Genomic DNA, 20,815 nt, shown 5'->3' with positions numbered 1-20,815 from the left:
AGACCGTCCATGGCAGTGTCGGTGGAATATTGGTTAATTTCCCTGGAAAAACTGGGACAGTCGAAGGCACTGTGGTGGCTCTTGAGCGATGACGAACAACGGCGAGCCAAGGAGTTTAAATTCCTAGACTTGCAACGGCGTTTTATTCTGGCACGGGCTGGTTTAAGGCAAATCCTTGGGTTTTATCTCCAGCGAGATCCCAGGGCGATCGCCTTTGATTATGGTGACCACGGGAAACCGCTGTTGCCGGACATTGCGTTTAATTTATCCCACACAAAAAAATTAGCCCTTTGTGCCATTAGCTTAGATGTTCCCCAAGGCCACTTAGGGGTGGATTTAGAAGCAAAAAGACGAAAAAGTGACATTCTAGGGCTTGCAAAACGATTTTTTACGGCAGCAGAATTTGATTTCCTGCGACAGCTCCCAGAAACAGCGCAACAATCGGCCTTTTTACAACTCTGGACAGCAAAAGAAGCTTATCTAAAGGGCACCGGTTTGGGCCTACAAGGGGGATTAGACGCCGTTGAAGTGCACCTAAAACCCACACCCCAACTCATTACCCCTGACCCGCAACCTTGGTCGTTATTTTGGGGGGAGCCGGATCAAAATCATTGGGGGGCGATCGCCATTGATCAACCTAGTGCCCAGTTTACAAACCGGGGGGAATGGATGCTATATGATGGGGCAGTTTGAGGCTTTCCTTCGTCTTCTCAAAACAAGCTTTTTAATCTCCATCCCTATAAAAAAAATCACAAATCACTATGGTCGGCTATCTCGTCTATCTCACCATCTCAGCGGCAACCTACGGCATTTTTTGTCTGGGCCTCAATTTGCAATGGGGCTTTACGGGCCTGATTAACTTTGGTCATGTGGCTTTTATGACCGTCGGTGCCTATGCCACAGTTTTACTCTCCAGCCAAGGCGTGCCCTTACTGCTTTCTCTCGCCATTGGGGCTGGGGTCGCGGCTTTACTGGGGCTGCTCATTGGCCTCTCAACCCTGCGGCTGCGGGAAGATTATTTGGCAATTGTGACCATTGGGGTGTCTGAATTGGTGCGGTTGGTGGCCCTCAACGAAGAATGGTTAACCAGGGGAGCCTTTGGGGTGCAGGGTTATCCGTTGCCCCTGGGAAGTTTTCGACCGAACCAAGTGGGTAAGATTTCTTTGATTTTTTGGTTGACGATCATTGCAATTTTTGCAGCATGGCAATTGTGGCGGGGGTTGCGCTGGCGCTGGAAAAAACTCAAAAAACAGGAAAAATCTGGTTTAGGGGTGATTGTCTGGGGCATCCTTGGGGGCGGCATCATCACCAGTTTGTTTATCAATGGCTGCATTGCCCTCCAAAATTACAACTACAAAGCAGGGCTGATGTTGCTGTCGGTGGTCGCCTTGACTTTGGTGTATGCCGGTCTGGAATATCTGGTGCGATCCCCCTGGGGTCGGGTGCTGAAGGCGATTCGCGAAGATGAGGAAATCCCCCGTGCCCTCGGTAAAAATGTTTTTTGGTATAAGTTGCAGGCCTTTATGCTCGGTGGGGCGATCGCCGGTGGAGCGGGTTCTTTTTATGCGTGGCAGTTGACCAATGTTTATCCGGCTAATTTTGATCCGTTAGTCACCTTCAACGCTTGGACAATTGTGGTGTTAGGCGGCGCTGGCACGAATCCCGGTACTTTAATTGGTGCGCTCATTTTCTTTGCCTACGACTCCCTGACGCGGTTTGTGTTGCCCCAGTTAAATTTGGTGGACGATGCCCGCCTCGGCGCATTACGGATTATGGTGATTGGTCTAATTTTGATGGTGCTGATGGTGTGGCGGCCCCAGGGAATTTTGGGGAATAAAGATGAGTTGACCCTTGGTAAATAATTGGCAAAATTTCCGGCATTACCGTTATTACTGCTGAGATAAACATAACGTCCTGGCATTTCCTACGTTAATCTATGGGAAATGCTTTTTTGTCGCCCATTATCTCCGTTCATTTGCCATGTCTACCGTTAGCTTACTTGCGGCCCAAGCCTACGAGCTGCCCGAACTGCGCCAATCCCTTGAAACTTTGCTGGAGCCATTGGGGGGGATGGCGGCTTTTGTGAAACCAGGCGATCGCGTTTTGCTAAAACCGAATATGCTCACCGGGGCACGGCCGACCAAAGAATGCATTACCCGTAAGGAAGTGGTTTACTGCGTCGCCCAGATGGTTTTAGAAGCAGGCGGCAAACCCTTTATTGGTGACAGTCCGGCTTTTGGGTCGGCCCAGGGAGTCGCGAAAAATAACGGCTATTTACCCTTGCTCGAAGAGTTGGAGATTCCCCTGGTGGAATTCCACGGCAAACGGTACCGCACGGAAGGGGACAACTACCAAAATTTACGCCTCTCGAAGGAAGCGATGGAGGCGGATGTGGTGATTAATCTGCCCAAGGTAAAATCCCACGTGCAACTCACCCTGACCCTGGGTGTAAAAAATTTGTTTGGTTGTGTGCCTGGGAAAATGAAAGCTTGGTGGCACATGGAAGCGGGCAAAGATCCCGAACAGTTTGCAACGATGCTCATCGAAACGGCCCAGGCGATCGCCCCGGATTTGACGATCCTTGATGGGATTATTGGTCACGAAGGCAATGGCCCCAGTGGTGGCGAACCGAAGCAATTGGGCGTATTGGGGGCTTCTACGGACGTTTTTGCCCTAGACCGGGCGATGGTGGATATTTTAGGCGTTGAACCGGAATTAGTGCCGACGGTGGCGAAATCCATGGAACTAGGACTCTGTAGTGATCTGACAAACATTCACTTTCCCCTAGCGACGCCGCAACAGTTGGCGATCGCCGATTGGAAACTCCCCGAAGCCCTAATGCCCATCGACTTTGCCCTACCCCGCATTCTCAAGTCTACTTTTCGACACTTCTACATTCGCTTTATCAAAGAACCCATGGCTTCCTATAGCGGCAAGTAGGTTGAGTTTGGCCCTGTCTAGTTGCAAAATTTAGTCTGGGCCAGCACAAATTATCTAACCTAGAATTCCTTCTCGGACAATTGCGGCTTTCGGTTTTCTGTAAACTAAGCGGGTGAGGGGAATCGAACCCCTATCATCAGCTTGGAAGGCTGAGGTTTTACCACTAAACTACACCCGCAAGCGGTTTAGACACTCACACAAATCTAGCATCTTTAAGTCACTTTGACCAGAAAAATCATAAATTTTTTCTCTTCTCCCCCAAGGGATTGTTACCGGAAAAACTGTGGTTTAGTCGCGGTACGAGATTCTAGGTATTGGGTCATTAATAGGCTTAGGAAAGAAATCCCTGTCAAAATCGCCACAAATATGGCAGCAAGGGTCTGATCGCCCGTTTGCACCGCTTCATAAATGGCCATGGGCATCGTTTGGGTTAACCCAGGGATATTGCCAGCTACCATCAGGGTTGCGCCAAATTCACCGAGGGCCCGGGTAAAACTCAGCAAAATTCCCACTAAAACGCCACGGTTTGCTAACGGCAGCCACACCCGCCAAAAAATTTGCCATTCCGATTGCCCCAGGGTCGCCGCCGCCTCCAAATAAATGGGATTGACGCTTTGTAGGGCTGCTTTGGTGGTTTTAAACATAAGTGGCAGAGCCATGACTGTCGCCGCGATGGTGGCCCCTTGCCAGGAAAAAATTAGGCGAATTTGAAACCATTGATCTAACCAGAATCCCAGTAAACCCTGTTGACTCAAGAGTTGTAGTAAATAGAAGCCAACGACGGTGGGCGGCATCACTAACGGTAAAGTGGCGATCGCCTCTAGCCAAAATTTCCCCCAGAACTGATAGCGCACGACGCCATAGGCCAACCCTCCCCCAAAAAACGTCGATAAAATTGTGGCGAATCCGGCCACCTTGAGGGAAATCCATAGGGCAGGCAACACAACTGCGATCGCCTCAGGCGAGAACATCAAACCCCAGACCTCAAAACGCGCTTAAAGTTCAAAAAACAGCGGAGAATCCCAGAAAAAATCTCGATTTGCCGGAAAATTGTCAATTCAATCACGTTTTTTCCAAGCCAATTTATCGATACTAAAATAGAGTTAACCCCCGAAACAAGTCGGCATTTGTTTGGCGATCGCCCCAAAATCCCCTACACCAAATTTTCCCATCATCGCTCCGCACACCCATCATTTTTATCAAGGGATCATCTCAATGCACTCTTCTCCTAGTAATCGTCATCATCTTCATTATTCTGGCCTTTTTCGCAACCGACGCCTTGATTTATTCCAATCCCTACGATTTTGGCTCAATGCCATCGAATTCACGACCCCCGAAGCCGCCCACCTCGTCTGCCGCTTGATTCCCGCCCAATGCCCCTTTGCCCGCGATGTGAGCCTTTTAGGGCGCGTTTTATTTAGTATTCCGCCCTTGTGCAAACTCAACCCCCTCTATAACGAACTGGTCGCACTCCGCTTTCGGGCTCTCACCTTCCTCGCTGAAACCGGTGAAGACATCAATATGTACTGCCAATGAGAAACACAGCCCTATGGCAGATCCCACAACCTGAGATACACTAGGTCAAGAATCAATTACCCTTTGGTTTTCCTGAATTTGACCCCTGCTGAGTACAAGACCCTATGCCCAGACAAGCAGACGAATACGCTATTTTTTTCCTGATCGAAGGTGGTCACCGCGAGGAAGTTCGCTTTAGCGACATCAAAGAATTTCAAAAATGGTACAGCAGTGTTCTAATTCCCAAGGCTGAGGCCGACGACTTTATCAATGTGCCGATTAAGAATATGCAGGGAGAATTTATGGTTGTTCGCCCTTCTAGTATCAAGGCCATTCGGGTAGAACCTGTATTTCTCGGTAGTATTGAGCGTTTCTAAAATCGTTCGTTCTCGGAATTATTTGAACTTCATCGGATCACACTGGCCAGTGATTTATCCGATACCGTACAGCTCAAAACAGACCCAGTTTCCTTTGAAAAGCTAAGAACCGTGACACAAATATTAATTTGAAAGTACGAATTTGACTTTTGATGGGGGTAGAGAGACTTGAACTCTCACGACATTTTACTGTCAACGGATTTTAAGTCCGCAGCGTCTACCATTCCGCCACACCCCCGTTTGGGCACTCTTACAAGTAAATCATAGTTTTTAGGTTTCGACAAGCATTCATCTCTGTTTATTACCCTAGAAAAGCAATTTAGTCACTGTTTCGAGTGAGAGCGTGATATGCTTGTTGAATTGTGGAATTTTCTAAAATCCTTGATTGTCTCCATTAAAAAGACAGTCAAATTTTGGAATGTTTACAGCCCGTGGGACGTCAAGTTTCGACCTCCCTCCCGTGGGTAAAAATCTCAAAAAGAGCCGTAGTAAGCGGTTTGGGGTCTTTATTTCTACACTCATTTTTTACTTGTAAGGAGAAAGAAAACCTTATGGCTCGTTATCGTGGAGCACGTCTACGCATCACCCGTAGACTCGGAGAACTACCGGGTTTAACCCGTAAAAGCGCCCGTCGGGAATATCCCCCGGGACAGCATGGCCAGGGTCGCCGCAAGCGTTCTGAATATGCAATTCGTTTGGAAGAGAAGCAAAAGCTACGCTTCAACTATGGTGTATCCGAAAAGCAGCTCATTCGTTATGTGCGTAAAGCGCGACGGACGACTGGTTCTACGGGACAGACCATTCTGCAATTGTTAGAAATGCGTTTGGATAATACTGTCTTCCGTTTGGGGATGGCTGGTACCATTCCTGGGGCGCGCCAGTTGGTAAACCATGGTCACATCTTGGTTAATGGCCGGGTTGTGGATATTCCGAGTTATCAATGTCGTCCTGGAGATGTGATCACCGTGCGTGACCGCGATCGCTCTCGGAAATTGGTCGAAGCGAACATGGAATTTCCCGGTTTAGCGAATATTCCCAGCCACTTGGAATTTGATAAGCCCACTCTAACCGGTAAGGTTAACGGCATCATCGAACGGGAATGGGTTGCACTCCAAATTAACGAGCTACTTGTGGTGGAATACTACTCTCGGATGGCCTAAATATTATTTGGCAATTTTTGCAAAGTTCATTATTTGGGAGAGGGGCAATTATGCCCCTTTTTTTGTAGGGGAGAGTGGCTAGAATGAGGGAAATGTCAGAGGCGATCGCCTTTTTCTTTGTGTTGCTATGGTTCAGTCTGTTCCGATCCTCAAACAAATTCAGGTCGCCCTTGCCGCAAAGGACTATGGCCGGATGCGCCAATTGCTGCTGCAATGGCAAAAGGTAGAGCCAAAAAATCCTTGGTTCCGTTTGTATGTGGCCCGGTGGTGTGAAGAAACGGAACAATGGCAGAAGGCCGAAAAGGGTTATCGACGGTTACTCAAAGGCGTTTCTGTGCCCAAGGTAGTCACCCAAGCGCGGCAAGGTTTGGCCCGACTCGAAGCAAGGGAATTAGCTCTGACCCAAGCTGCGATCGCCGAAGAAAAGGCTGCCCCCGGCGGAGAAGTTTATGGTCTGATCGTGTTAGAGCCCATTAGCCCCAAACAAAAGAAAACAGCCGCCCAATATTTCGCGACAGTATTACGCACCGATGCCTACTCGGCGGGATTACAACTGCCCCTGAAATCTTGGCGCTTATTCCGCACAGGTGCCTTGGGAGAACTCCGTTTTTTAAAGAAAGCCCTCACCCAGGGCAATATTCCCAGTTTTTGTCTCTCTTTGGCCCAGTTACAAAATATTCCGGTGATCCAAGTCCAGACCATTGAACAACTCGATCCCCATTTGCTGCTCCGGGGCCTTGATGAAACCCAACAGGCCGTTGAATATACAGTGCCTTGGTCGGAGATTTCCCAATGGGTAACGGGCATGTTGCCCATTTTTGAAGAATCTCTCGAAAAAGACGGTCGCGGCAAATCTTATTACAAAACAAAAATCCTTGATTATGCTCAATTCTGCGATTTACATTGGGGCGATCGCCAAGTGATTTTCCGGCTGAATGACCAGCATTACCAATTCCAGCAGGGATTATCTTTTCTCGAAGCAACCCAAAATCCCATTGAACATCTCAGTAACCGCCACAACTGGAATCAGATGCAACACCGTCTTACTGAGCACCTGAGCCATAGTCGAAAATGGTCAGACTTTAAGAGTTTCGCAAATAATGCCCGTGACTTTCCGGAACTGCTGCGTAAAATCCAACCCCAAGTGAATCTATTCCGCCAGGAAACTCACCAAGATACCTATTGGGATCCGGCCTGGCACCTCTACAGCACAATTATTTTCGCCCATGGTGCCGAAACCCATTCTGAGGCGATCGCCCAAAAGAACTAACGATTGATTTTGTTAACTTAAATAACCCTAAAAAGTCGGCACCGTATCAGTGCGCATATTGGGGTTGCTGCCAGAACTGGAGTTGGGGTTAGTTGCATTGGGATTCGGCAGCGCCTCCACCGTCCCAGCACAATAATCAGACGCGGGCCAAGCGGCAATGCGAGTATTATTATTGCGGAAATTTACGAGGAAAGACCGGTATCGCTCCAGACTAGACCGATCTTTGGGACTAATGCGCTTCATGGTGTCGAGGACTTGGATCGCCCGGGGCCAGTTTTGCCCGCAGAGGGCTTCTCGCATCTGAACATTGAGAAAGCCATTTTTCATATTGGCCTGGGCGATCGCCTTTGACCCCGGTAGGAGCATTCCCGCCAAGGCACAGGCCCAAACAAAACCCTTTATCTTCATCGGATGTTTCCTCACAGCGATGTTCACGCCCATATTTTACTGGAGAAAACCTTTAGACTTTGGTGAAAGGTTAATTGATTACCTAGGTGGGAATCGCCTCCCCAGGCCGGAGCCGCGCCCATTTTCCTTTTTCTTGGGAAAAACTCGCACAACCCACCACATCCCATTCCATCTCGATCATCTCCCCCTCGGAGCGGATATTGACGTTGATCGTCGGTTCGATGGGAGAAAAATTAGGCTGGTCGGTTAGGTGGGGTTGTTGGTGCTGGGTTTCAACGACATGGTAGGTTTCGCAGCGGTCAACATATTCACAGTCCACGCAAATGCACATGGGGCGCACCTCCAGGGGTTACGGAACTTTGTTTTAGTATAGCGAGATCCCCAGAGGCGATCGCCCCCAAAAAGAATCCCCAATGCCGCACACACCAGGGATTTATTACTTTTTGGCAATAATTAGATTTAATGATCTTTTAGGGTTGCCAAAACCTGTTCCGAAACTTTATCTGGTACCTCCTGGAGGTGGTCATATTGCCAATCAAAAAAGCCGACCCCAAAGGTGAGCGATCGCAGTTCGATGATTAAATTGTGCATTTCGGCGAGGGGGAAATAACCCGTGATGTGGTCCCAACCGCGCCAATCGGTCAAACTTTCGTAGCCGAGAATTTGGCCCCGTTTACTGCTGATGAGCTGCAAGGCATTGGAGGTAAATTCATTGGGAATATAGATATTGATCAGCAAAATAGGCTCTAGCAACTGAGGATCACATAAGGGCATCCCTTCCGTCATCGCAATGCGTGCCGCTTGTTTAAAAGCTTGCTCAGAACTGTCTACGGCATGATACGAACCATTGGTGAGGGTCACATCCACATCCACCACCGGGAAACCCAAAGGCCCCTGAGTTAAGTATTCCCGCACTCCCATTTCCACCCCAGGAATGTACTGTCTAGGGACAACGCCACCGACGATGGTTTCGTGGAACTGAAAACCCGTGCCCCGATTAAGCGGCTTAATTTCGAGGTACACATCCCCAAAGGCGCCATGGCCCCCGGTTTGGTGTTTATAACGACCATGGGAGCTACCGCCATGGCGGATTGTTTCTTTGTAGGGCACCCGTGGTAAATGGGTCGTCATCGGCAGGTTATATTTGCGGCGGAGACGTTCGAGGGCCACCTGGAGATGGATATCCCCTTGGCCCCAGAGGATGACTTCGTGGGTGTCACCATGTTGTTCCCAGGCCAGGGATGGATCTTCATCGACTAGTTTGTTGAGGGCATTACTCAGCTTGACTTCATCTTTGCGATTTTCTGGGGCGATCGCCAAAGCATAAACCGGTTGCATCACCGTGGCTGTCCGGAGCGGCTTCAGGGGTTTATCACCACTACTGAGGGTTTCGCCGACCTTGACATCCTCCAGGCGAGCCAGGGCAACAATTTCTCCGGTAATCGCCCTTTGGATCGGCTTTTGTTGGTGTCCCATCAGTTGGTAAATTCCCGCTGGTCGGAGACCATTGAGGAGCATCCCTTCCTGGAGTTCCCCTTGCCAAACCCGCACTAGGGATAGTTTTCCACCCTGGGGCGTATAGAAGTTCTTTAAAACCTGCACAACGGTTTCCTGGGGGGAAGCTTTGAGTTCCCGACGGGCGGTGGTATCCACAGGGGCCGGGGCCTCCTGCACCAAAATATCGAGGAGTGGTCGGACACCATAATCTTCGCTGGCAATCCCAAACACCACGGGCACAATTTGATCTGCGCTGAGTTCCTTGCGGAGATCCTGGAGAATTTCTTCTGAAGAAGGGGCTACTTCTTCCAGGAGCATTGCTAAAAGTTCATCATCAAAGTCGGCCAGGGTTTCTAGCATTTCTTCCCTGGTGATCTTTTCTTCAATGTGCAGTTCTTCCGGGAAAGGGACTGGATCTGCTGGACAGTCGGGATGGTAGTGATAGGCTTGTTCTGAAACTAAGTCGATGTAGCCCAGGAGGGTTTGCTGATCCTTGCGGATGGGGTACTGTTGGGGCACCAAGGGACGGTTCGAGGCTTCCTGGAGAGCAGCGAGGACATCGAGGAAGTTATTCTTGGCCCGATCCATTTTGTTGATAAAAACGATGTGGGGAATATTCCAATCGTCGAGGAATTTAAACAGGGGCGACAGGGTGAGAATTCTTTCGGTTTCTGGCTCACAAACAATCACAGCGGTGCCGACGCCCACAAGGGCATTGTAAGTTTCCTGGAGAAATTCAATGGAGCCGGGACAATCGAGAAAGGTCAGTTCAATATCTTGATATTTTGTGCTGGCGATGGACAGTTCGACGCTCATGGTATGGTCACGGGCCTCGGGGCTACTGTCACCAACGGTATTTTTGTCTTCGATGCGGCCTTTGCGAGTAGTGGCTTGGGTGAGAAAAAGTAGGCTTTCGAGGAGGGTGGTTTTACCCGCAGAATAGGGGCCAATGATCGCGATGTTACGGATATTTTCGGTCGTTCTGGTCATGATTTTCTCGTCTCGTGATTGAAGCAGGGGGCGCAATGGGGCAATATTTGCGGGGAAGTAGGAGATGATCCGCTGAAAAACGCTGGAACTTATGGGAAAAGCTAATCTTCTTGGGTAAGAGGGACAAGATACGCCCTAGTGGTAAGCCTAACGCCGTTTGGCAGCCTGCCGCGTAAAACTGATATGTCTCGTAAGGTATTTTGCGTTTAAGTTTAAGTTGGATAAATATCTGTAAATCTGTGCTGAATTTGTTTACGCTTCGCAATGTTTTGATCGCGCTGATCTTGGTGGGTTGGCCGAGGGGAGGGGCGATCGCCCAAGATGTTCCCCAGACTTCAGTGCCGCAAACATGGCCGAGTATTACCCCAACAACTCCGGCAGCCAAAGCCAAGCTCAGTGAGGGATTAGCCCTGATCCAACGGGGAAATTTAGACGGGGCGATCGCGCAATTTCAACAGGCGATCGCCCTTGATCCGCTCCTGTGGCAGGCCCATTACAATCTGGGTTTAGCCCTGGGGCAACGGGGTGATTTACCAGGCGCAGCCCAGGCTTTTAGCGAAACCATTGCCCTCCAGCCTAATTTTGCGGTGGCCTATGGCAATCTGGGGGGCGTGCTCATTGATAGTCAAAATTGGCCCCAGGCAGAAACCTATCTGCGGCGGGCTTTAACTTTAGATCCCAATTTGGCGATCGCCCATTACAACCTCGGCTTAATTCAGCGTCACCAGGGCAACCGGGACGCCGCCATCCAAGCGTGGCAAAGGGCCCGTGAATTAGCCCCTAATTTTCCTGACGCCACCATCCAACTGGCAGAGCTATACCTCGCCGGCGAGCGCCCCGAAGCAGCCCAACCCTTGATCCAAGATCTCTTGCAAAATCAGCCGAACCTCGCCGCTGTGCATTATCTCCAGGGACGTTTGCTCACCCAGCGGGGGGATTTTTCGGAAGCCCTCGCCGCTTTTCGGGACAGTAGTGAGCGGGACCCAACCTACGCCAATGCCTACTTTGCGGCGGCCCAACTTCTGATCAGAAATAACCAACGTGCCGCCGCGATGCCCCTGTTGGACTATGCCCATTCCCTCTACGGCCAGCAGCAACAGGCTCCCTGGCTAGAAGCAGTTCAAACCCTACGGCAACAACTTCAAAATCCGCAGTAGGGTCAGAAATAGGCGATCGCCTTTTCCCAAAAAATCCATTAGTGAATGGCTTTTGTTTGTAGGGTCATAATGGTTTGAATCCCTTTTTCTGCAACATCGAGAATTTGATTCAGTTGGGCGCGGTTATAACTGCCTGCCTCGGCGGTGCCCTGCACTTCGATGAGATTTAACGCCTGGCCGCCGATCATCACCACATTGAAATCCACATCCGCCGCCACATCTTCGAGGTAATTCAAATCGAGGTAAGCTTGCCCGGCTATGAGACCCACGGAAATGGCTGCCACTGGGGCAATAATCGGCGATTTCCCTAGGATGCCCGCCTTGACTAAACGCTCACAGGCGATCGCCAAGCCCACATAACCCCCTGTGATTGCCGTGGTCCGTGTTCCCCCATCGGCCTGGAGCACATCCGCATCGATGGTAATTGTCCGCTCACCCAAAGCCTTGAGATCGATTGCCGCCCGTAAACTGCGGCCGATCAGCCGTTGAATTTCCTGGGTGCGCCCCGACAATTTCATAAACTCGCGCCGTTGCCGTTCTGGGGTTGCGCCGGGCATCATCCGATATTCTGCGGTGAGCCAGCCTTGGCCACTATCCCGTAAAAATGGCGGCACCCCTTCCTCTACGGAAACCGTACACAAAACCTTGGTATCGCCACAGCTTGTTAAAACAGAAGCTTGGGCAAATTTTGTAAAATCTAGCTCAAACTTAAAGGGACGCAGTTGATCGAAGAATCGATTATCCGGACGCTGCCAAACCATAGCTTACTCAAAAACACAAACACAGCCCATCATACCGGAACCTTTCCCAAAGGCTATGTAGAGCAAAAAATGAGGAAGTCCCACAAACGTGATGCTTGCAGGACTTCCTAAAAAATGGGTCGTCAGAGATTCGAACTCTGGGCCAATCGGTTAAAAGCCGAGTGCTCTACCGCTGAGCTAACGACCCGTCGTGCTTTTCAACACAGTTATACAATGTAGCACCGAATTTTTGAAAGCGCAAGGTTTTGCGTTAACTTTTTTCTGAAAAATGTCGCCAACCGAGTCAATGGGCCACCCACATCTTGTCAAGCAGGGGGGTTCTCTCTAGAATAAAGGGCATTATCGGCGCAACTTTTGCCCCCAGAGGAAGTGATTCTGGTTACTAAACCAAATGCTTCTGTCATAAATTTTTTTACACATTTGTTTTAACGTTCTTCGTCTATCCCAAAGGATTGATTCGGTTACCATGGCCCCTGCTCCCGGCATTCTCAAAGAAAGCGATCGCCAAACAGTCCGTAAGCCTTACCCAAACTTTAAGGTGATTGTCCTCAACGATGATTTCAACACCTTTGAGCATGTTGCCCATTGTTTAATGACCTACATCCCGAATATGACGGCGGATCAAGCTTGGAATTTAACCAATCAAGTGCATTTCGACGGTCAGGCCATTGTCTGGGTCGGCCCCCAGGAACCAGCGGAACTTTATCACCAACAATTGCGACGGGAAGGTTTGACCATGGCTCCCCTTGAGGCGGCATAGATGGCATCAGAGGAAAAAGGAAGACTCGTTTGGAATCATTCGACCCACATTGAGGGGCTGATCCCAGTGCTCGAAAAATTAGTCAACTGTGAGGGGATTCGCACGATCACACCCGGCGCCCTCAGTCGAACCAGAGGCAATATTCCCCGGTTGAAACTGCGGGTGTCTGTGCCATTGCAAGGGGGCTTTAAGGTCATTGCCCGCAAGGGAAAATCGGTCCAGGAGGTTTTTATCATTACTGACCTCGCCCAGGAACAACTCCAAGCGGCGATCGCCACGGTACTCTAGGAAGTCTAGGGCGAACTTTTCATATCCCCTCGTAGAACACGATGAAAAAAGTGCATCTCATTTTTAATCCGGTATCCGGTGCGGGCCATGCCCCCCAGGAACTGGAACAAATTCGAGCCAAGCTCCTCGATCAGGTTGAGCTTGAGGTTCAATTTACCTCCCCCGAAGAAAGTGCAACGGCCTTGGCAGAAACGGCGATCGCCCAGGGAGCTGATCTCATCATTGCGTCTGGGGGCGACGGCACTGTTTCAGCGGTGGCGACAGTTTTGATGCACAATAATATTCCCCTGGCCGTTATTCCCCGGGGGACGGCCAATGCCTTCGCGGCGGCTTTGGATATTCCCACAGCTATCGACCAAGCCTGTGATGTGATTTTGCAGGGACAGCCCCAACAGATCGACTGCGCCACCTGCAATGGTCAACCGATGATTCTTTTGGCTGGGATTGGCCTAGAGGCGGCGACCATTGGCGAAACTGACCGGGATAGTAAACAACGGTTTGGTTTCTTTGCCTATTTGTCCACGGCGGTACAACAACTGCAAAAGCTGCAACCCTTCCAGGCGACCCTCGATTTTGGCGATCGCCAACAGACCTTTGATGACGTGCTCGCGATCACCGTAGCGAACTTGGCCCCCAGCACTTCAATTTTGGCCCAGGGAACGGGCGGGGCCTCGGGTCAAGATGCCCTACTCGATGTCACCGTTCTCACCATGGCTGACGAGGGAGAGCTTTTTGGTTTGCTCAGTGCGTCCTACGAATTGTTCCAGGCAGCTCTCCAAGACAATCCCGCTGATCATCCCCATATCCAATCTTGGCGCACCGCCGAGTTAACAGTAACCACCATGTCGCCCCAGGCTCTACTCTTAGACGGAGAATTGCTAGAGGAAATAACCATGGCCCAGTTCGCGGCGGTACCCCGGAGCCTCTGGGTGCAGCTTCCCCCTAAAGCGGCAACCCCCCCCTGAAGAATCACCGTAATCCCTGCAATTAATAAACTCAGGCCGATTAACCCCAAACTCCCCAAAATAACCACAATCCGGGCGCGGGGTTGGTGGCTAATCACCCAAGGGATAAGGATTTTGTGCTGGCGATCACGCCGGATCAGCTTGCCATAGATGTAAACCGGATCCCCCGCCACCCAAATGTATTCCCGCAAAACTAGCCCCCGACGATTTCCCAGGGGGCCTCTGGGGTTAATGTGATTCGCTTCTAAAAAGGCGATCGCCTGGGGATCTTTGAGGGGCATGAAAATGTTTTGCTGCACTTGGTAATGGCATTTGCCGAGGCCCACGTAGTTATCCAGTTCCTGCTGGGGAGACGACAGCACAACCCGACTTTTTCCGATGGCGATCGCCGTACCAGAGTGTTGCTGACGGGGGAGCACTTCTAGGATTTGTTGTTGATCGGCGACAAAAAAAGTGCTTTTAGAAGTTTGATCGATGAGGCGTATTGATTGTTTTCCTCGCGTTTCTATCACCATCAATTGCCATCTTAGACAAGTCGTTTTTGTTAAGGGAGAAAGAATACTTTTGCCAACGCTATATTGTCCCTGAAAATAAATTTTCTCACCAGGGCGAATTTGGCCCAGGGGAGGCTTACGGTAGCTCAGTAAAGGACGTAGTTGCTGACCAATAGTTGCTTTAAGGAGCATTCCCCCAAAGAGAATGAACCAAAAACCGATAAACCAGGCAAAAAAGTAGGACATCATTAAAAGAGGCTTCTTTTGCTTTTCAAATCGCCCCAAAAGCCACCATTGTTTGAGTTGGATGGTTATGTGAAAATGCCATCAAAAGCAATTTTAAAAATACTTATAAATTCATTTGGGAGACAAACAAATTAGTTCTTTAAATTAGAATTATTTTGTTTTTTACGCTACTCAAGAATATGTTTTTTGATGAAAATAAGCACCGCCTCTAAGCCAGTTTGGGTCTTGAGATTGGTAAAAATAAAGGGCTTATCCCCCCGCATTTTTTTTGCATCGCGATCCATCACATCTAGGTCAGCACCCACCGCTGGGGCTAAATCGATTTTGTTAATCACCAACAGATCCGATTTAGTGATACCAGGGCCACCTTTACGGGGAATTTTGTCACCTGCGGCCACGTCAATCACATAGATCGTTACATCCACGAGTTCTGGGCTAAAGGTCGCCGCCAGATTATCGCCCCCACTTTCAACGAACATCAGGGTTAAGGGCTGAAATTTTTCTTCGAGTTCGGCGATCGCCGCCAAATTGAGGGACGCATCTTCGCGGATTGCCGTGTGGGGACAGCCCCCTGTTTCAACTCCCATAATGCGTTCTGGGGGAAGTGCGCCGGAGCGGGTTAAAAACTGGGCGTCTTCTTTGGTGTAAATGTCATTGGTGACGACGGCGATCGCATATTGGTCGCGTAGCGCCTTACATAGGGCATCCAAAAGGGCTGTTTTCCCTGACCCCACTGGCCCCGCAATGCCCACTCGCAATGCACTCATTTTTGATTCACTCCAAAATCACCACAAAATCATCATAGTGAGACCGATTCGCTTTTGTCGTAAATGTTGTTGAATTTCACAAAGTCCAGGGGGATTTGGGGCAGAAACAGTAGAATGGGGGACAGATTTTCATGGAAGGGGAATATTTCGGTGGTAAGCGCGGCAATGGATAACGTTGTTTTACGGCAGGTGCGGGTTCTGGATCCCGTGGCCAACTTGGATCATCGCCAAGATGTCTGGTTTAAGGATGGTCAGCTCCAGGCGATCGCCCCCCAATTGTCAGATCTCCCCGCCGCAGTAGAATCCATCGAAGCCGCAGATCTAATCCTGGCGCCCGGTTTAGTGGATCTTTATAGCCACAGTAGCGAACCTGGGTACGAATCCCGCGAAACATTAAAGCAACTCGCCCAAGGTGCCCTCGCGGGGGGGTTTACCCAAGTGGGCATTTTGCCGAATACCCAGCCTCCCCTCGATAATCTTGGCCAACTGCAAAGCTTTCAACAACTCCTCCAGCAATTACCCGGCCCCAAACCAAATTTTTTACCCTGGGCTGCCCTGACGAAAAAATGCCAAGGGGAAGGCCTCACGGAATTAGGAGAACTCGCAGCCGCAAACATTGCCGGATTTAGCGACGGCCAAGCGTTAAACAATTGGCTTCTGCTACGGCGTACCCTCGAATATTTACGCCCCCATCACCGACCCATCGCCCTCTACCCGCAAAATTTAGCCCTCCATAACGGGGGCACGGCCCGCTACGGCAAAGCGAGTTTAGCTTATGGTCTGGTGGAAGAATTAGTCTCAGTAGAAACCACGGCGATCGCCTCGATCTGTGAACTGGTGGCCGAACTGAAAACCCCTGTCCATCTCATGCGCATCTCCACCGCCCGGGGGGTCGCCTTAATTGCGGAAGCCAAACAACGGGGATTGCCAATTACTGCCAGTGTTTCTTGGATGCACCTCCTCTGGAATACGAAGGCCCTCAGCACCTATGACCCGAATCTCCGCCTAGATCCGCCCCTTGGTAATCCCGAAGATCAACAGGCTTTAATCGAGGGGGTGAAAACTGGTGTCATTGAGGCGATCGCCATTGACCACCAACCCTATCTCTACGAAGAAAAAACCGTCAGCTTTGCCGAAGCCCCTCCCGGCGTGATTGGTTTAGAAATTGCCCTGCCAATCCTCTGGCAAAATTTTGTTGTCTCCCAAGAATGGCAACCGATTCAACTCTGGCAAGCTCTCAGTACCAATCCCCAGAAATGCTTAGGTCAGGAAATAAAGGCGATTACTCCCGAAAATTGCCAACCCCTAATCCTTTTTGACCCCAGCAAAACCTGGCAGGTTAACCACGAAAATCTCCACTGTCCCCAGACCAATACCCCTTGGTGGCAAAAAACGCTCACGGGCAAAGTGATCAAGACATTTTTAGGTTAAAACCCGCCATCAAAAAGGGGTTGATCTGGGTCAACCCCTGTCATATTTATTCAAGTTAAAAAGAAATCAAGCTTTAGTACTTGTAGCTTTCCGTTTTGAAAGGCCCTGCCACAGGCACATGGATGTAGTCCGCTTGGGTTTGGGTGAGTTGGGTGATTACACCGCCAAAACCTTGCACCATGTAGCGAGCCACTTCTTCATCGAGATGCTTCGGTAATACCTCAACCGTAATCTTGCGTTCACTGGGATCTTGGTTGGCAAACTGGCGCTCAAACAAGAACATTTGCGCGAGAACTTGGTTAGCAAACGAACCATCCATAATCCGGGAGGGGTGCCCCGTCGCATTCCCCAGGTTGACCAAACGACCTTCCGCCAAGAGAATCAAAAAGTCCTGGGGATCATCACTGCGATAAACCTTATGAACTTGGGGCTTGATTTCTTCCCACTGCCAGTTTTTCCGCATGTAAGCAGTGTCAATCTCATTATCAAAGTGACCAATGTTGCAAACCACTGCACTGGGCTTTAGGGCAGCGAGCATGTTGGCATCGCAAACATTAAAGTTACCGGTGGCCGTCACCAAGAGATCCGTATTCGCCAAGAGATCTTTATTGATGCTTTCTGGCCCATTGTTGATGCCGTTAACGAAGGGTGAAACCACTTCAAATCCATCCATACAAGCCTGCATCGCGCAGATGGGGTCAACTTCAGTGACCTTGACGATCATGCCTTCCTGACGGAGGGACGCAGCCGAGCCTTTGCCCACATCGCCATACCCAATCACCAGGGCTTTTTTCCCGGCGAGGAGGTGGTCAGTGGCGCGTTTAATCGCATCGTTTAAGCTGTGGCGGCACCCATACTTGTTGTCGTTTTTCGCCTTGGTAACGGAGTCGTTAACGTTAATGGCGGGGATTTTTAGTTCGCCCTTTTCGAGCATTTCGTAGAGACGATGGACACCAGTGGTGGTCTCTTCAGTGACGCCATGGATGCGGGAGAGCATTTCGGGATAGGTAGTGTGGATGTAGCCTGTCAGGTCACCACCATCGTCGAGGATCATATTGGCATCCCAAAGTTCGCCGTCAGGGGTGCGGCAGGTCTGCTCAATGCACCACATGTATTCTTCTTCGGTTTCCCCTTTCCACGCAAAGACGGGTACGCCTGCCTCGGCGATCGCCGCTGCGGCATGGTCTTGGGTAGAGAAAATATTACAGGATGACCAACGCACTTCGGCCCCTAGTTCGACCAGGGTTTCAATCAGCACCGCCGTCTGAATGGTCATGTGGATACAGCCAATAATCTTTGCCCCAGCTAAGGGCTTGCTTGCACTGTATTTTTTCCGGATGGTCATGAGGGCGGGCATTTCGCCTTCGGCGATCGCAATTTCCTTGCGGCCCCAGCTTGCCAAATTAATATCGGCGACCTTGTAGTCACGGGTGAGGGTTGAAGTGCTCATAGTTTTGCTGTTGAGTTTAATGTCCAGAGAAAAGTGATTAAAAATATATTGTGGCTGATCTAGAAATATATCGATCCGGTAATCATGCCACTCGCTCGCATGGCTCAGATAGAATTTTCCCTTAGGATCAGCAGTGTTTAAAGTATTCTAAAGTTTAACCTTAAGTCCATTGACTTTGTCAGTCCCATGTTGAGTGTAAATGGGCATAATTGGCGGCAAAGCAATAATTAGGGGTATGGGAGAACGTCAAAAATGTTTAATTGCCTGAAGTCGCTATTTGGAAAAAAAGCAACGGGGATTCATGCCAAGGTTGAAATTTATACTTGGCGGACTTGTCCCTACTGCATTGCAGCGAAAATGTTGCTCTTTTTTAAAGGGGTACATTTCACGGAATACAAAATTGATGGGGATGAGATTGCCCGTAAAAAAATGGCAGAGCGGGCCAATGGCAAGCGTACTGTCCCCCAGATTTTCATCAATAACGCCCACATCGGCGGTTGTACAGATTTATTTGCCCTTGAACAAAAAGGCGAACTAAACGTATTACTACGCCAGTGATTACCCAAGCAGAATATCAACGCCATTATCACTGGATGCAAAAGGCGATCGCCCTCGCAAAAGTTGCCGGACAATCTGGAGAAATCCCCGTCGGTGCTGTGATTGTTGATGGCAAAAATCAATGCCTTGCCCAGAGTGGTAATCGTAAAGAAAAAACCCAAGATCCCACCGCCCACGCCGAAATTCTGGTGATCCGTGCTGCCAGCCAGATGCGCCAAGATTGGCATCTCCAGGACTGCACCCTCTATGTCACCCTCGAACCCTGTCCCATGTGTGCCGGAGCGATGATTCACAGCCGTCTTAAGCAAGTCGTTTATGGTGCTGATGATCCGAAAACAGGCGCTCTACGCAGTATGGCTAATTTTCCCGATGCTCCCTTTTCTAATCATTCTTTCCCAGTTCTTGGCGGGATCGCAGCAATGGAATGTCGGCAACTTCTCCAGAATTGGTTTCAACACAATTGCCGTCCCTGACGCATAATGGGAGGCAAGTATTCATGTTGTCATCTACGGTTTTTGAGTGCCCATGATCTTGACGGGACAATCCAGCAGCTCTACCACCACGGCCCAAACTCAACCATGCCCCACTGATTCTCGACCCTGGGGTACTTTTACGGTTCTCGATGAAGGGCCAGGCTACAAAATCAAACGCATCGAAGTGAAACCCGGTCATCGCCTCAGTCTCCAGATGCACCACCATCGTAGTGAACATTGGATCGTTGTGTCTGGAACGGCCCACGTTGAATGTGGCGACAAAACTGAACTCCTGACCCCAAACCAATCCACCTACGTCCCGGCCTGTACCAAGCATCGCCTCCAAAATCCTGGCGTTGTGCCCTTGATCTTGATCGAAGTGCAGAATGGTGAGTACCTGGGCGAAGATGATATTATTCGCTTCCAGGATGACTATGCTCGCCAGTAGAGCTTGGTTACCATTGGCTTTTCTTTTTTTGAAATGATTCAAATCACTCCGAGCGCCGCCCAAGAAATTAAACGTATCCAGCGTAGTCGCCAAGCGACTGATAGTTATCTCCGGATCACTGTGCAGTCTGGCGGCTGTTTAGACTACATCTACCAATTTTCTCTAGATGCTGAACCCCAGAGCGGCGATCACCAAGAAACGATCCGCAACATCAACATCTTGATTAATCACGATGATGCCGAGCAGCTCAAAGACCTCAGCATTGACTACTCCGAAGATTTAATGGGGGGAAGCTTTCGGTTTAAAAATCCCCACACAATCAAAACCTGCAACTGTGGTCAGTCCTTTCAGAAAGAACCTTGACAGTAGCCGATCTTTGTCACTAAGATTGTAATTTGTCAATGTTAATGACCTACGTTAAACCATCCGCGTAGGGCAATTGTCCATGCCAACTATCCAACAGCTTATTCGTTCAGAGCGCTACAAGCTCAAGAAAAAGACTAAGTCCCCCGCTCTTAAGCAATGCCCCCAGCGTCGTGGCGTTTGCACCCGTGTGTACACCACCACCCCCAAGAAGCCGAACTCTGCGCTTCGGAAGGTGGCTCGTGTACGTTTGACTTCTGGCTTTGAAGTAACCGCTTACATTCCTGGCATCGGCCACAACCTCCAAGAACACTCCGTCGTCCTCATCCGGGGCGGTCGTGTGAAGGATTTACCTGGTGTCCGTTATCACATTGTCCGTGGTACCCTCGACGCGACTGGCGTTAAGGATCGGAAGCAAGGCCGCTCCAAATATGGTGCTAAGCGTCCTAAAGAGTAATCTATCCGGTTGAATGATTGGCAAGAGTTGCGATCGCCAA

24 protein-coding genes and 3 tRNA genes are annotated in these 20,815 nt (G+C 49.9%); 17 read left to right on the top strand and 10 right to left on the bottom strand.

All coding sequences use genetic code 11. From position 1 onward, the window contains the following. Positions 1–9: 9 nt before the first annotated feature. From FEK30_RS14725 to FEK30_RS14715, 3 genes are all read left to right on the top strand, one after another. The gene (locus tag FEK30_RS14725; protein ID WP_138073588.1) at positions 10–693 is read left to right on the top strand and encodes a 4'-phosphopantetheinyl transferase family protein; all 684 of its coding nucleotides are present in this window, start codon (positions 10–12) and stop codon (positions 691–693) included. Positions 694–761: 68 nt separating this feature from the next. Then, the gene (locus tag FEK30_RS14720; RefSeq protein WP_138073587.1) at positions 762–1,862 is read left to right on the top strand and encodes a branched-chain amino acid ABC transporter permease; all 1,101 of its coding nucleotides are present in this window, start codon (positions 762–764) and stop codon (positions 1,860–1,862) included. A gap of 118 nt (positions 1,863–1,980) precedes the next feature. Further along, positions 1,981–2,940 (top strand): Npun_F2552 family protein, encoded by a 960-nt coding sequence (locus FEK30_RS14715; protein WP_138073586.1) that lies wholly within the window; start codon positions 1,981–1,983, stop codon positions 2,938–2,940. A 107-nt stretch (positions 2,941–3,047) separates the two neighbouring features. Here FEK30_RS14715 and FEK30_RS14710 read toward each other — a convergent pair. Both FEK30_RS14710 and modB read right to left on the bottom strand, forming a co-directional pair. Then, positions 3,048–3,118 (bottom strand) — tRNA-Gly (locus tag FEK30_RS14710). Positions 3,119–3,209: 91 nt separating this feature from the next. Further along, positions 3,210–3,911 carry a molybdate ABC transporter permease subunit gene (gene modB, locus FEK30_RS14705; RefSeq protein ID WP_030006660.1) on the bottom strand — a complete coding sequence of 234 codons (702 nt, stop codon included), beginning with the start codon at positions 3,909–3,911 and terminating at the stop codon, positions 3,210–3,212. 244 nt (positions 3,912–4,155) lie between these two features. Between modB and FEK30_RS14700 the strand changes: the two genes are divergently transcribed. Both FEK30_RS14700 and FEK30_RS14695 read left to right on the top strand, forming a co-directional pair. After that, on the top strand, positions 4,156–4,476 hold the full coding sequence (locus FEK30_RS14700) for a Mo-dependent nitrogenase C-terminal domain-containing protein (protein ID WP_138073585.1): 321 nt from the start codon (positions 4,156–4,158) through the stop codon (positions 4,474–4,476). A gap of 104 nt (positions 4,477–4,580) precedes the next feature. After that, the gene (locus FEK30_RS14695) at positions 4,581–4,832 is read left to right on the top strand and encodes a hypothetical protein (protein ID WP_012307691.1); all 252 of its coding nucleotides are present in this window, start codon (positions 4,581–4,583) and stop codon (positions 4,830–4,832) included. Between the two features lie 153 nt (positions 4,833–4,985). Here FEK30_RS14695 and FEK30_RS14690 read toward each other — a convergent pair. Further along, positions 4,986–5,070: transfer RNA gene (locus tag FEK30_RS14690), tRNA-Leu, on the bottom strand. A 313-nt stretch (positions 5,071–5,383) separates the two neighbouring features. Here FEK30_RS14690 and rpsD point away from each other — a divergent pair. Then, positions 5,384–5,992: a 30S ribosomal protein S4 gene (rpsD, locus tag FEK30_RS14685; protein ID WP_030006662.1), complete on the top strand. Its 609-nt coding sequence runs from the start codon at positions 5,384–5,386 to the stop codon at positions 5,990–5,992. A 127-nt stretch (positions 5,993–6,119) separates the two neighbouring features. Further along, a complete protein-coding gene (locus FEK30_RS14680; protein WP_138073584.1) occupies positions 6,120–7,262 on the top strand; it encodes a hypothetical protein in 1,143 nt (380 codons plus the stop codon). A gap of 27 nt (positions 7,263–7,289) precedes the next feature. On the opposite strand, the gene FEK30_RS14675 is transcribed toward FEK30_RS14680, so the two are convergent. The 3 genes from FEK30_RS14675 to FEK30_RS14665 form a co-directional block, all read right to left on the bottom strand. Continuing rightward, a complete protein-coding gene (locus tag FEK30_RS14675; RefSeq protein WP_030006664.1) occupies positions 7,290–7,670 on the bottom strand; it encodes a hypothetical protein in 381 nt (126 codons plus the stop codon). An 82-nt stretch (positions 7,671–7,752) separates the two neighbouring features. Continuing rightward, positions 7,753–8,001, bottom strand: coding sequence for a Ycf34 family protein (locus tag FEK30_RS14670; RefSeq protein ID WP_138073583.1), 249 nt, complete (start codon positions 7,999–8,001; stop codon positions 7,753–7,755). Positions 8,002–8,129: 128 nt separating this feature from the next. Then, the gene (locus tag FEK30_RS14665) at positions 8,130–10,157 is read right to left on the bottom strand and encodes an elongation factor G (protein ID WP_065711048.1); all 2,028 of its coding nucleotides are present in this window, start codon (positions 10,155–10,157) and stop codon (positions 8,130–8,132) included. A 239-nt stretch (positions 10,158–10,396) separates the two neighbouring features. Here FEK30_RS14665 and FEK30_RS14660 point away from each other — a divergent pair, with 239 nt between their 5' ends. Beyond that, positions 10,397–11,314 carry a tetratricopeptide repeat protein gene (locus FEK30_RS14660; protein WP_255447901.1) on the top strand — a complete coding sequence of 306 codons (918 nt, stop codon included), beginning with the start codon at positions 10,397–10,399 and terminating at the stop codon, positions 11,312–11,314. Positions 11,315–11,352: 38 nt separating this feature from the next. Here FEK30_RS14660 and rph read toward each other — a convergent pair whose 3' ends face one another. Together rph and FEK30_RS14650 are read right to left on the bottom strand one after the other, a co-directional pair. Continuing rightward, the gene (rph, locus tag FEK30_RS14655) at positions 11,353–12,075 is read right to left on the bottom strand and encodes a ribonuclease PH (RefSeq protein ID WP_138073581.1); all 723 of its coding nucleotides are present in this window, start codon (positions 12,073–12,075) and stop codon (positions 11,353–11,355) included. A gap of 115 nt (positions 12,076–12,190) precedes the next feature. Next, positions 12,191–12,262: transfer RNA gene (locus FEK30_RS14650), tRNA-Lys, on the bottom strand. A gap of 279 nt (positions 12,263–12,541) precedes the next feature. On the opposite strand from FEK30_RS14650, the gene clpS reads away from it, so the two are divergent. Genes clpS through FEK30_RS14635 form a run of 3 tightly spaced genes read left to right on the top strand, consistent with a single transcriptional unit; the run spans position 12,542 to position 14,088 of the window. Further along, positions 12,542–12,835, top strand: a complete 294-nt coding sequence (clpS, locus tag FEK30_RS14645) for an ATP-dependent Clp protease adapter ClpS (RefSeq protein WP_012307683.1) — start codon at positions 12,542–12,544, stop codon at positions 12,833–12,835. Further along, complete coding sequence (locus FEK30_RS14640) at positions 12,836–13,123, top strand: DUF2103 domain-containing protein (RefSeq protein ID WP_012307682.1); 288 nt, start codon at positions 12,836–12,838, stop codon at positions 13,121–13,123. A gap of 41 nt (positions 13,124–13,164) precedes the next feature. Next, positions 13,165–14,088, top strand: coding sequence for a YegS/Rv2252/BmrU family lipid kinase (locus FEK30_RS14635; RefSeq protein ID WP_138073580.1), 924 nt, complete (start codon positions 13,165–13,167; stop codon positions 14,086–14,088). Between the two features lie 907 nt (positions 14,089–14,995). Here the strand turns inward: FEK30_RS14635 and ureG are convergent. Next, a complete protein-coding gene (gene ureG, locus FEK30_RS14630; RefSeq protein WP_138073579.1) occupies positions 14,996–15,595 on the bottom strand; it encodes an urease accessory protein UreG in 600 nt (199 codons plus the stop codon). Positions 15,596–15,760: 165 nt separating this feature from the next. On the opposite strand from ureG, the gene FEK30_RS14625 reads away from it, so the two are divergent. Next, on the top strand, positions 15,761–17,026 hold the full coding sequence (locus FEK30_RS14625) for a dihydroorotase (RefSeq protein ID WP_138073578.1): 1,266 nt from the start codon (positions 15,761–15,763) through the stop codon (positions 17,024–17,026). Positions 17,027–17,099: 73 nt separating this feature from the next. Here FEK30_RS14625 and ahcY read toward each other — a convergent pair whose 3' ends face one another. Then, positions 17,100–18,476, bottom strand: a complete 1,377-nt coding sequence (ahcY, locus tag FEK30_RS14620; RefSeq protein WP_065711043.1) for an adenosylhomocysteinase — start codon at positions 18,474–18,476, stop codon at positions 17,100–17,102. A 252-nt stretch (positions 18,477–18,728) separates the two neighbouring features. On the opposite strand from ahcY, the gene grxC reads away from it, so the two are divergent. The 5 genes from grxC to rpsL all read left to right on the top strand — a co-directional run bounded on the left by grxC (position 18,729) and on the right by rpsL (position 20,775). Continuing rightward, positions 18,729–19,034: a glutaredoxin 3 gene (gene grxC / locus FEK30_RS14615; protein ID WP_030006673.1), complete on the top strand. Its 306-nt coding sequence runs from the start codon at positions 18,729–18,731 to the stop codon at positions 19,032–19,034. Next, a complete protein-coding gene (gene tadA / locus FEK30_RS14610; RefSeq protein WP_198158641.1) occupies positions 19,031–19,507 on the top strand; it encodes a tRNA adenosine(34) deaminase TadA in 477 nt (158 codons plus the stop codon). Before grxC ends, tadA begins: the two co-directional genes overlap by 4 nt. 52 nt (positions 19,508–19,559) lie before the next feature. Then, positions 19,560–19,955 (top strand): phosphomannose isomerase type II C-terminal cupin domain, encoded by a 396-nt coding sequence (locus tag FEK30_RS14605; RefSeq protein WP_138073828.1) that lies wholly within the window; start codon positions 19,560–19,562, stop codon positions 19,953–19,955. A 33-nt stretch (positions 19,956–19,988) separates the two neighbouring features. Next, positions 19,989–20,318, top strand: coding sequence for a HesB/IscA family protein (locus FEK30_RS14600; protein WP_138073577.1), 330 nt, complete (start codon positions 19,989–19,991; stop codon positions 20,316–20,318). 82 nt (positions 20,319–20,400) lie between these two features. Further along, entirely contained in the window at positions 20,401–20,775 is a 375-nt protein-coding gene (rpsL, locus tag FEK30_RS14595; RefSeq protein WP_012307672.1) for a 30S ribosomal protein S12, read from the top strand. Positions 20,776–20,815: the final 40 nt, after the last annotated feature.

Source organism: Picosynechococcus sp. PCC 11901, assembly GCF_005577135.1.
GTDB lineage: Bacteria > Cyanobacteriota > Cyanobacteriia > Cyanobacteriales > MRBY01 > MRBY01.
The sequence above is the reverse complement of the archived record's forward strand: the minus strand, read 5'-3'. Positions and strand labels throughout refer to the sequence as shown.

Excerpts from the sequence above, each read along its gene's own strand:
- FEK30_RS14725 (WP_138073588.1), top strand. The coding sequence starts at position 10 with ATGGCAGTGTCGGTGGAATATTGGTTAATTTCCCTGGAAAAACTGGGA.
- FEK30_RS14720 (WP_138073587.1), top strand. The coding sequence starts at position 762 with ATGGTCGGCTATCTCGTCTATCTCACCATCTCAGCGGCAACCTACGGC.
- FEK30_RS14715 (WP_138073586.1), top strand. The coding sequence starts at position 1,981 with ATGTCTACCGTTAGCTTACTTGCGGCCCAAGCCTACGAGCTGCCCGAA.
- modB (WP_030006660.1), bottom strand. The coding sequence starts at position 3,911 with ATGTTCTCGCCTGAGGCGATCGCAGTTGTGTTGCCTGCCCTATGGATT.
- FEK30_RS14700 (WP_138073585.1), top strand. The coding sequence starts at position 4,156 with ATGCACTCTTCTCCTAGTAATCGTCATCATCTTCATTATTCTGGCCTT.
- FEK30_RS14695 (WP_012307691.1), top strand. The coding sequence starts at position 4,581 with ATGCCCAGACAAGCAGACGAATACGCTATTTTTTTCCTGATCGAAGGT.
- rpsD (WP_030006662.1), top strand. The coding sequence starts at position 5,384 with ATGGCTCGTTATCGTGGAGCACGTCTACGCATCACCCGTAGACTCGGA.
- FEK30_RS14680 (WP_138073584.1), top strand. The coding sequence starts at position 6,120 with ATGGTTCAGTCTGTTCCGATCCTCAAACAAATTCAGGTCGCCCTTGCC.
- FEK30_RS14675 (WP_030006664.1), bottom strand. The coding sequence starts at position 7,670 with ATGAAGATAAAGGGTTTTGTTTGGGCCTGTGCCTTGGCGGGAATGCTC.
- FEK30_RS14670 (WP_138073583.1), bottom strand. The coding sequence starts at position 8,001 with ATGTGCATTTGCGTGGACTGTGAATATGTTGACCGCTGCGAAACCTAC.
- FEK30_RS14665 (WP_065711048.1), bottom strand. The coding sequence starts at position 10,157 with ATGACCAGAACGACCGAAAATATCCGTAACATCGCGATCATTGGCCCC.
- rph (WP_138073581.1), bottom strand. The coding sequence starts at position 12,075 with ATGGTTTGGCAGCGTCCGGATAATCGATTCTTCGATCAACTGCGTCCC.
- clpS (WP_012307683.1), top strand. The coding sequence starts at position 12,542 with ATGGCCCCTGCTCCCGGCATTCTCAAAGAAAGCGATCGCCAAACAGTC.
- FEK30_RS14640 (WP_012307682.1), top strand. The coding sequence starts at position 12,836 with ATGGCATCAGAGGAAAAAGGAAGACTCGTTTGGAATCATTCGACCCAC.
- FEK30_RS14635 (WP_138073580.1), top strand. The coding sequence starts at position 13,165 with ATGAAAAAAGTGCATCTCATTTTTAATCCGGTATCCGGTGCGGGCCAT.
- ureG (WP_138073579.1), bottom strand. The coding sequence starts at position 15,595 with ATGAGTGCATTGCGAGTGGGCATTGCGGGGCCAGTGGGGTCAGGGAAA.
- FEK30_RS14625 (WP_138073578.1), top strand. The coding sequence starts at position 15,761 with ATGGATAACGTTGTTTTACGGCAGGTGCGGGTTCTGGATCCCGTGGCC.
- ahcY (WP_065711043.1), bottom strand. The coding sequence starts at position 18,476 with ATGAGCACTTCAACCCTCACCCGTGACTACAAGGTCGCCGATATTAAT.
- grxC (WP_030006673.1), top strand. The coding sequence starts at position 18,729 with ATGTTTAATTGCCTGAAGTCGCTATTTGGAAAAAAAGCAACGGGGATT.
- FEK30_RS14605 (WP_138073828.1), top strand. The coding sequence starts at position 19,560 with ATGATCTTGACGGGACAATCCAGCAGCTCTACCACCACGGCCCAAACT.
- FEK30_RS14600 (WP_138073577.1), top strand. The coding sequence starts at position 19,989 with ATGATTCAAATCACTCCGAGCGCCGCCCAAGAAATTAAACGTATCCAG.
- rpsL (WP_012307672.1), top strand. The coding sequence starts at position 20,401 with ATGCCAACTATCCAACAGCTTATTCGTTCAGAGCGCTACAAGCTCAAG.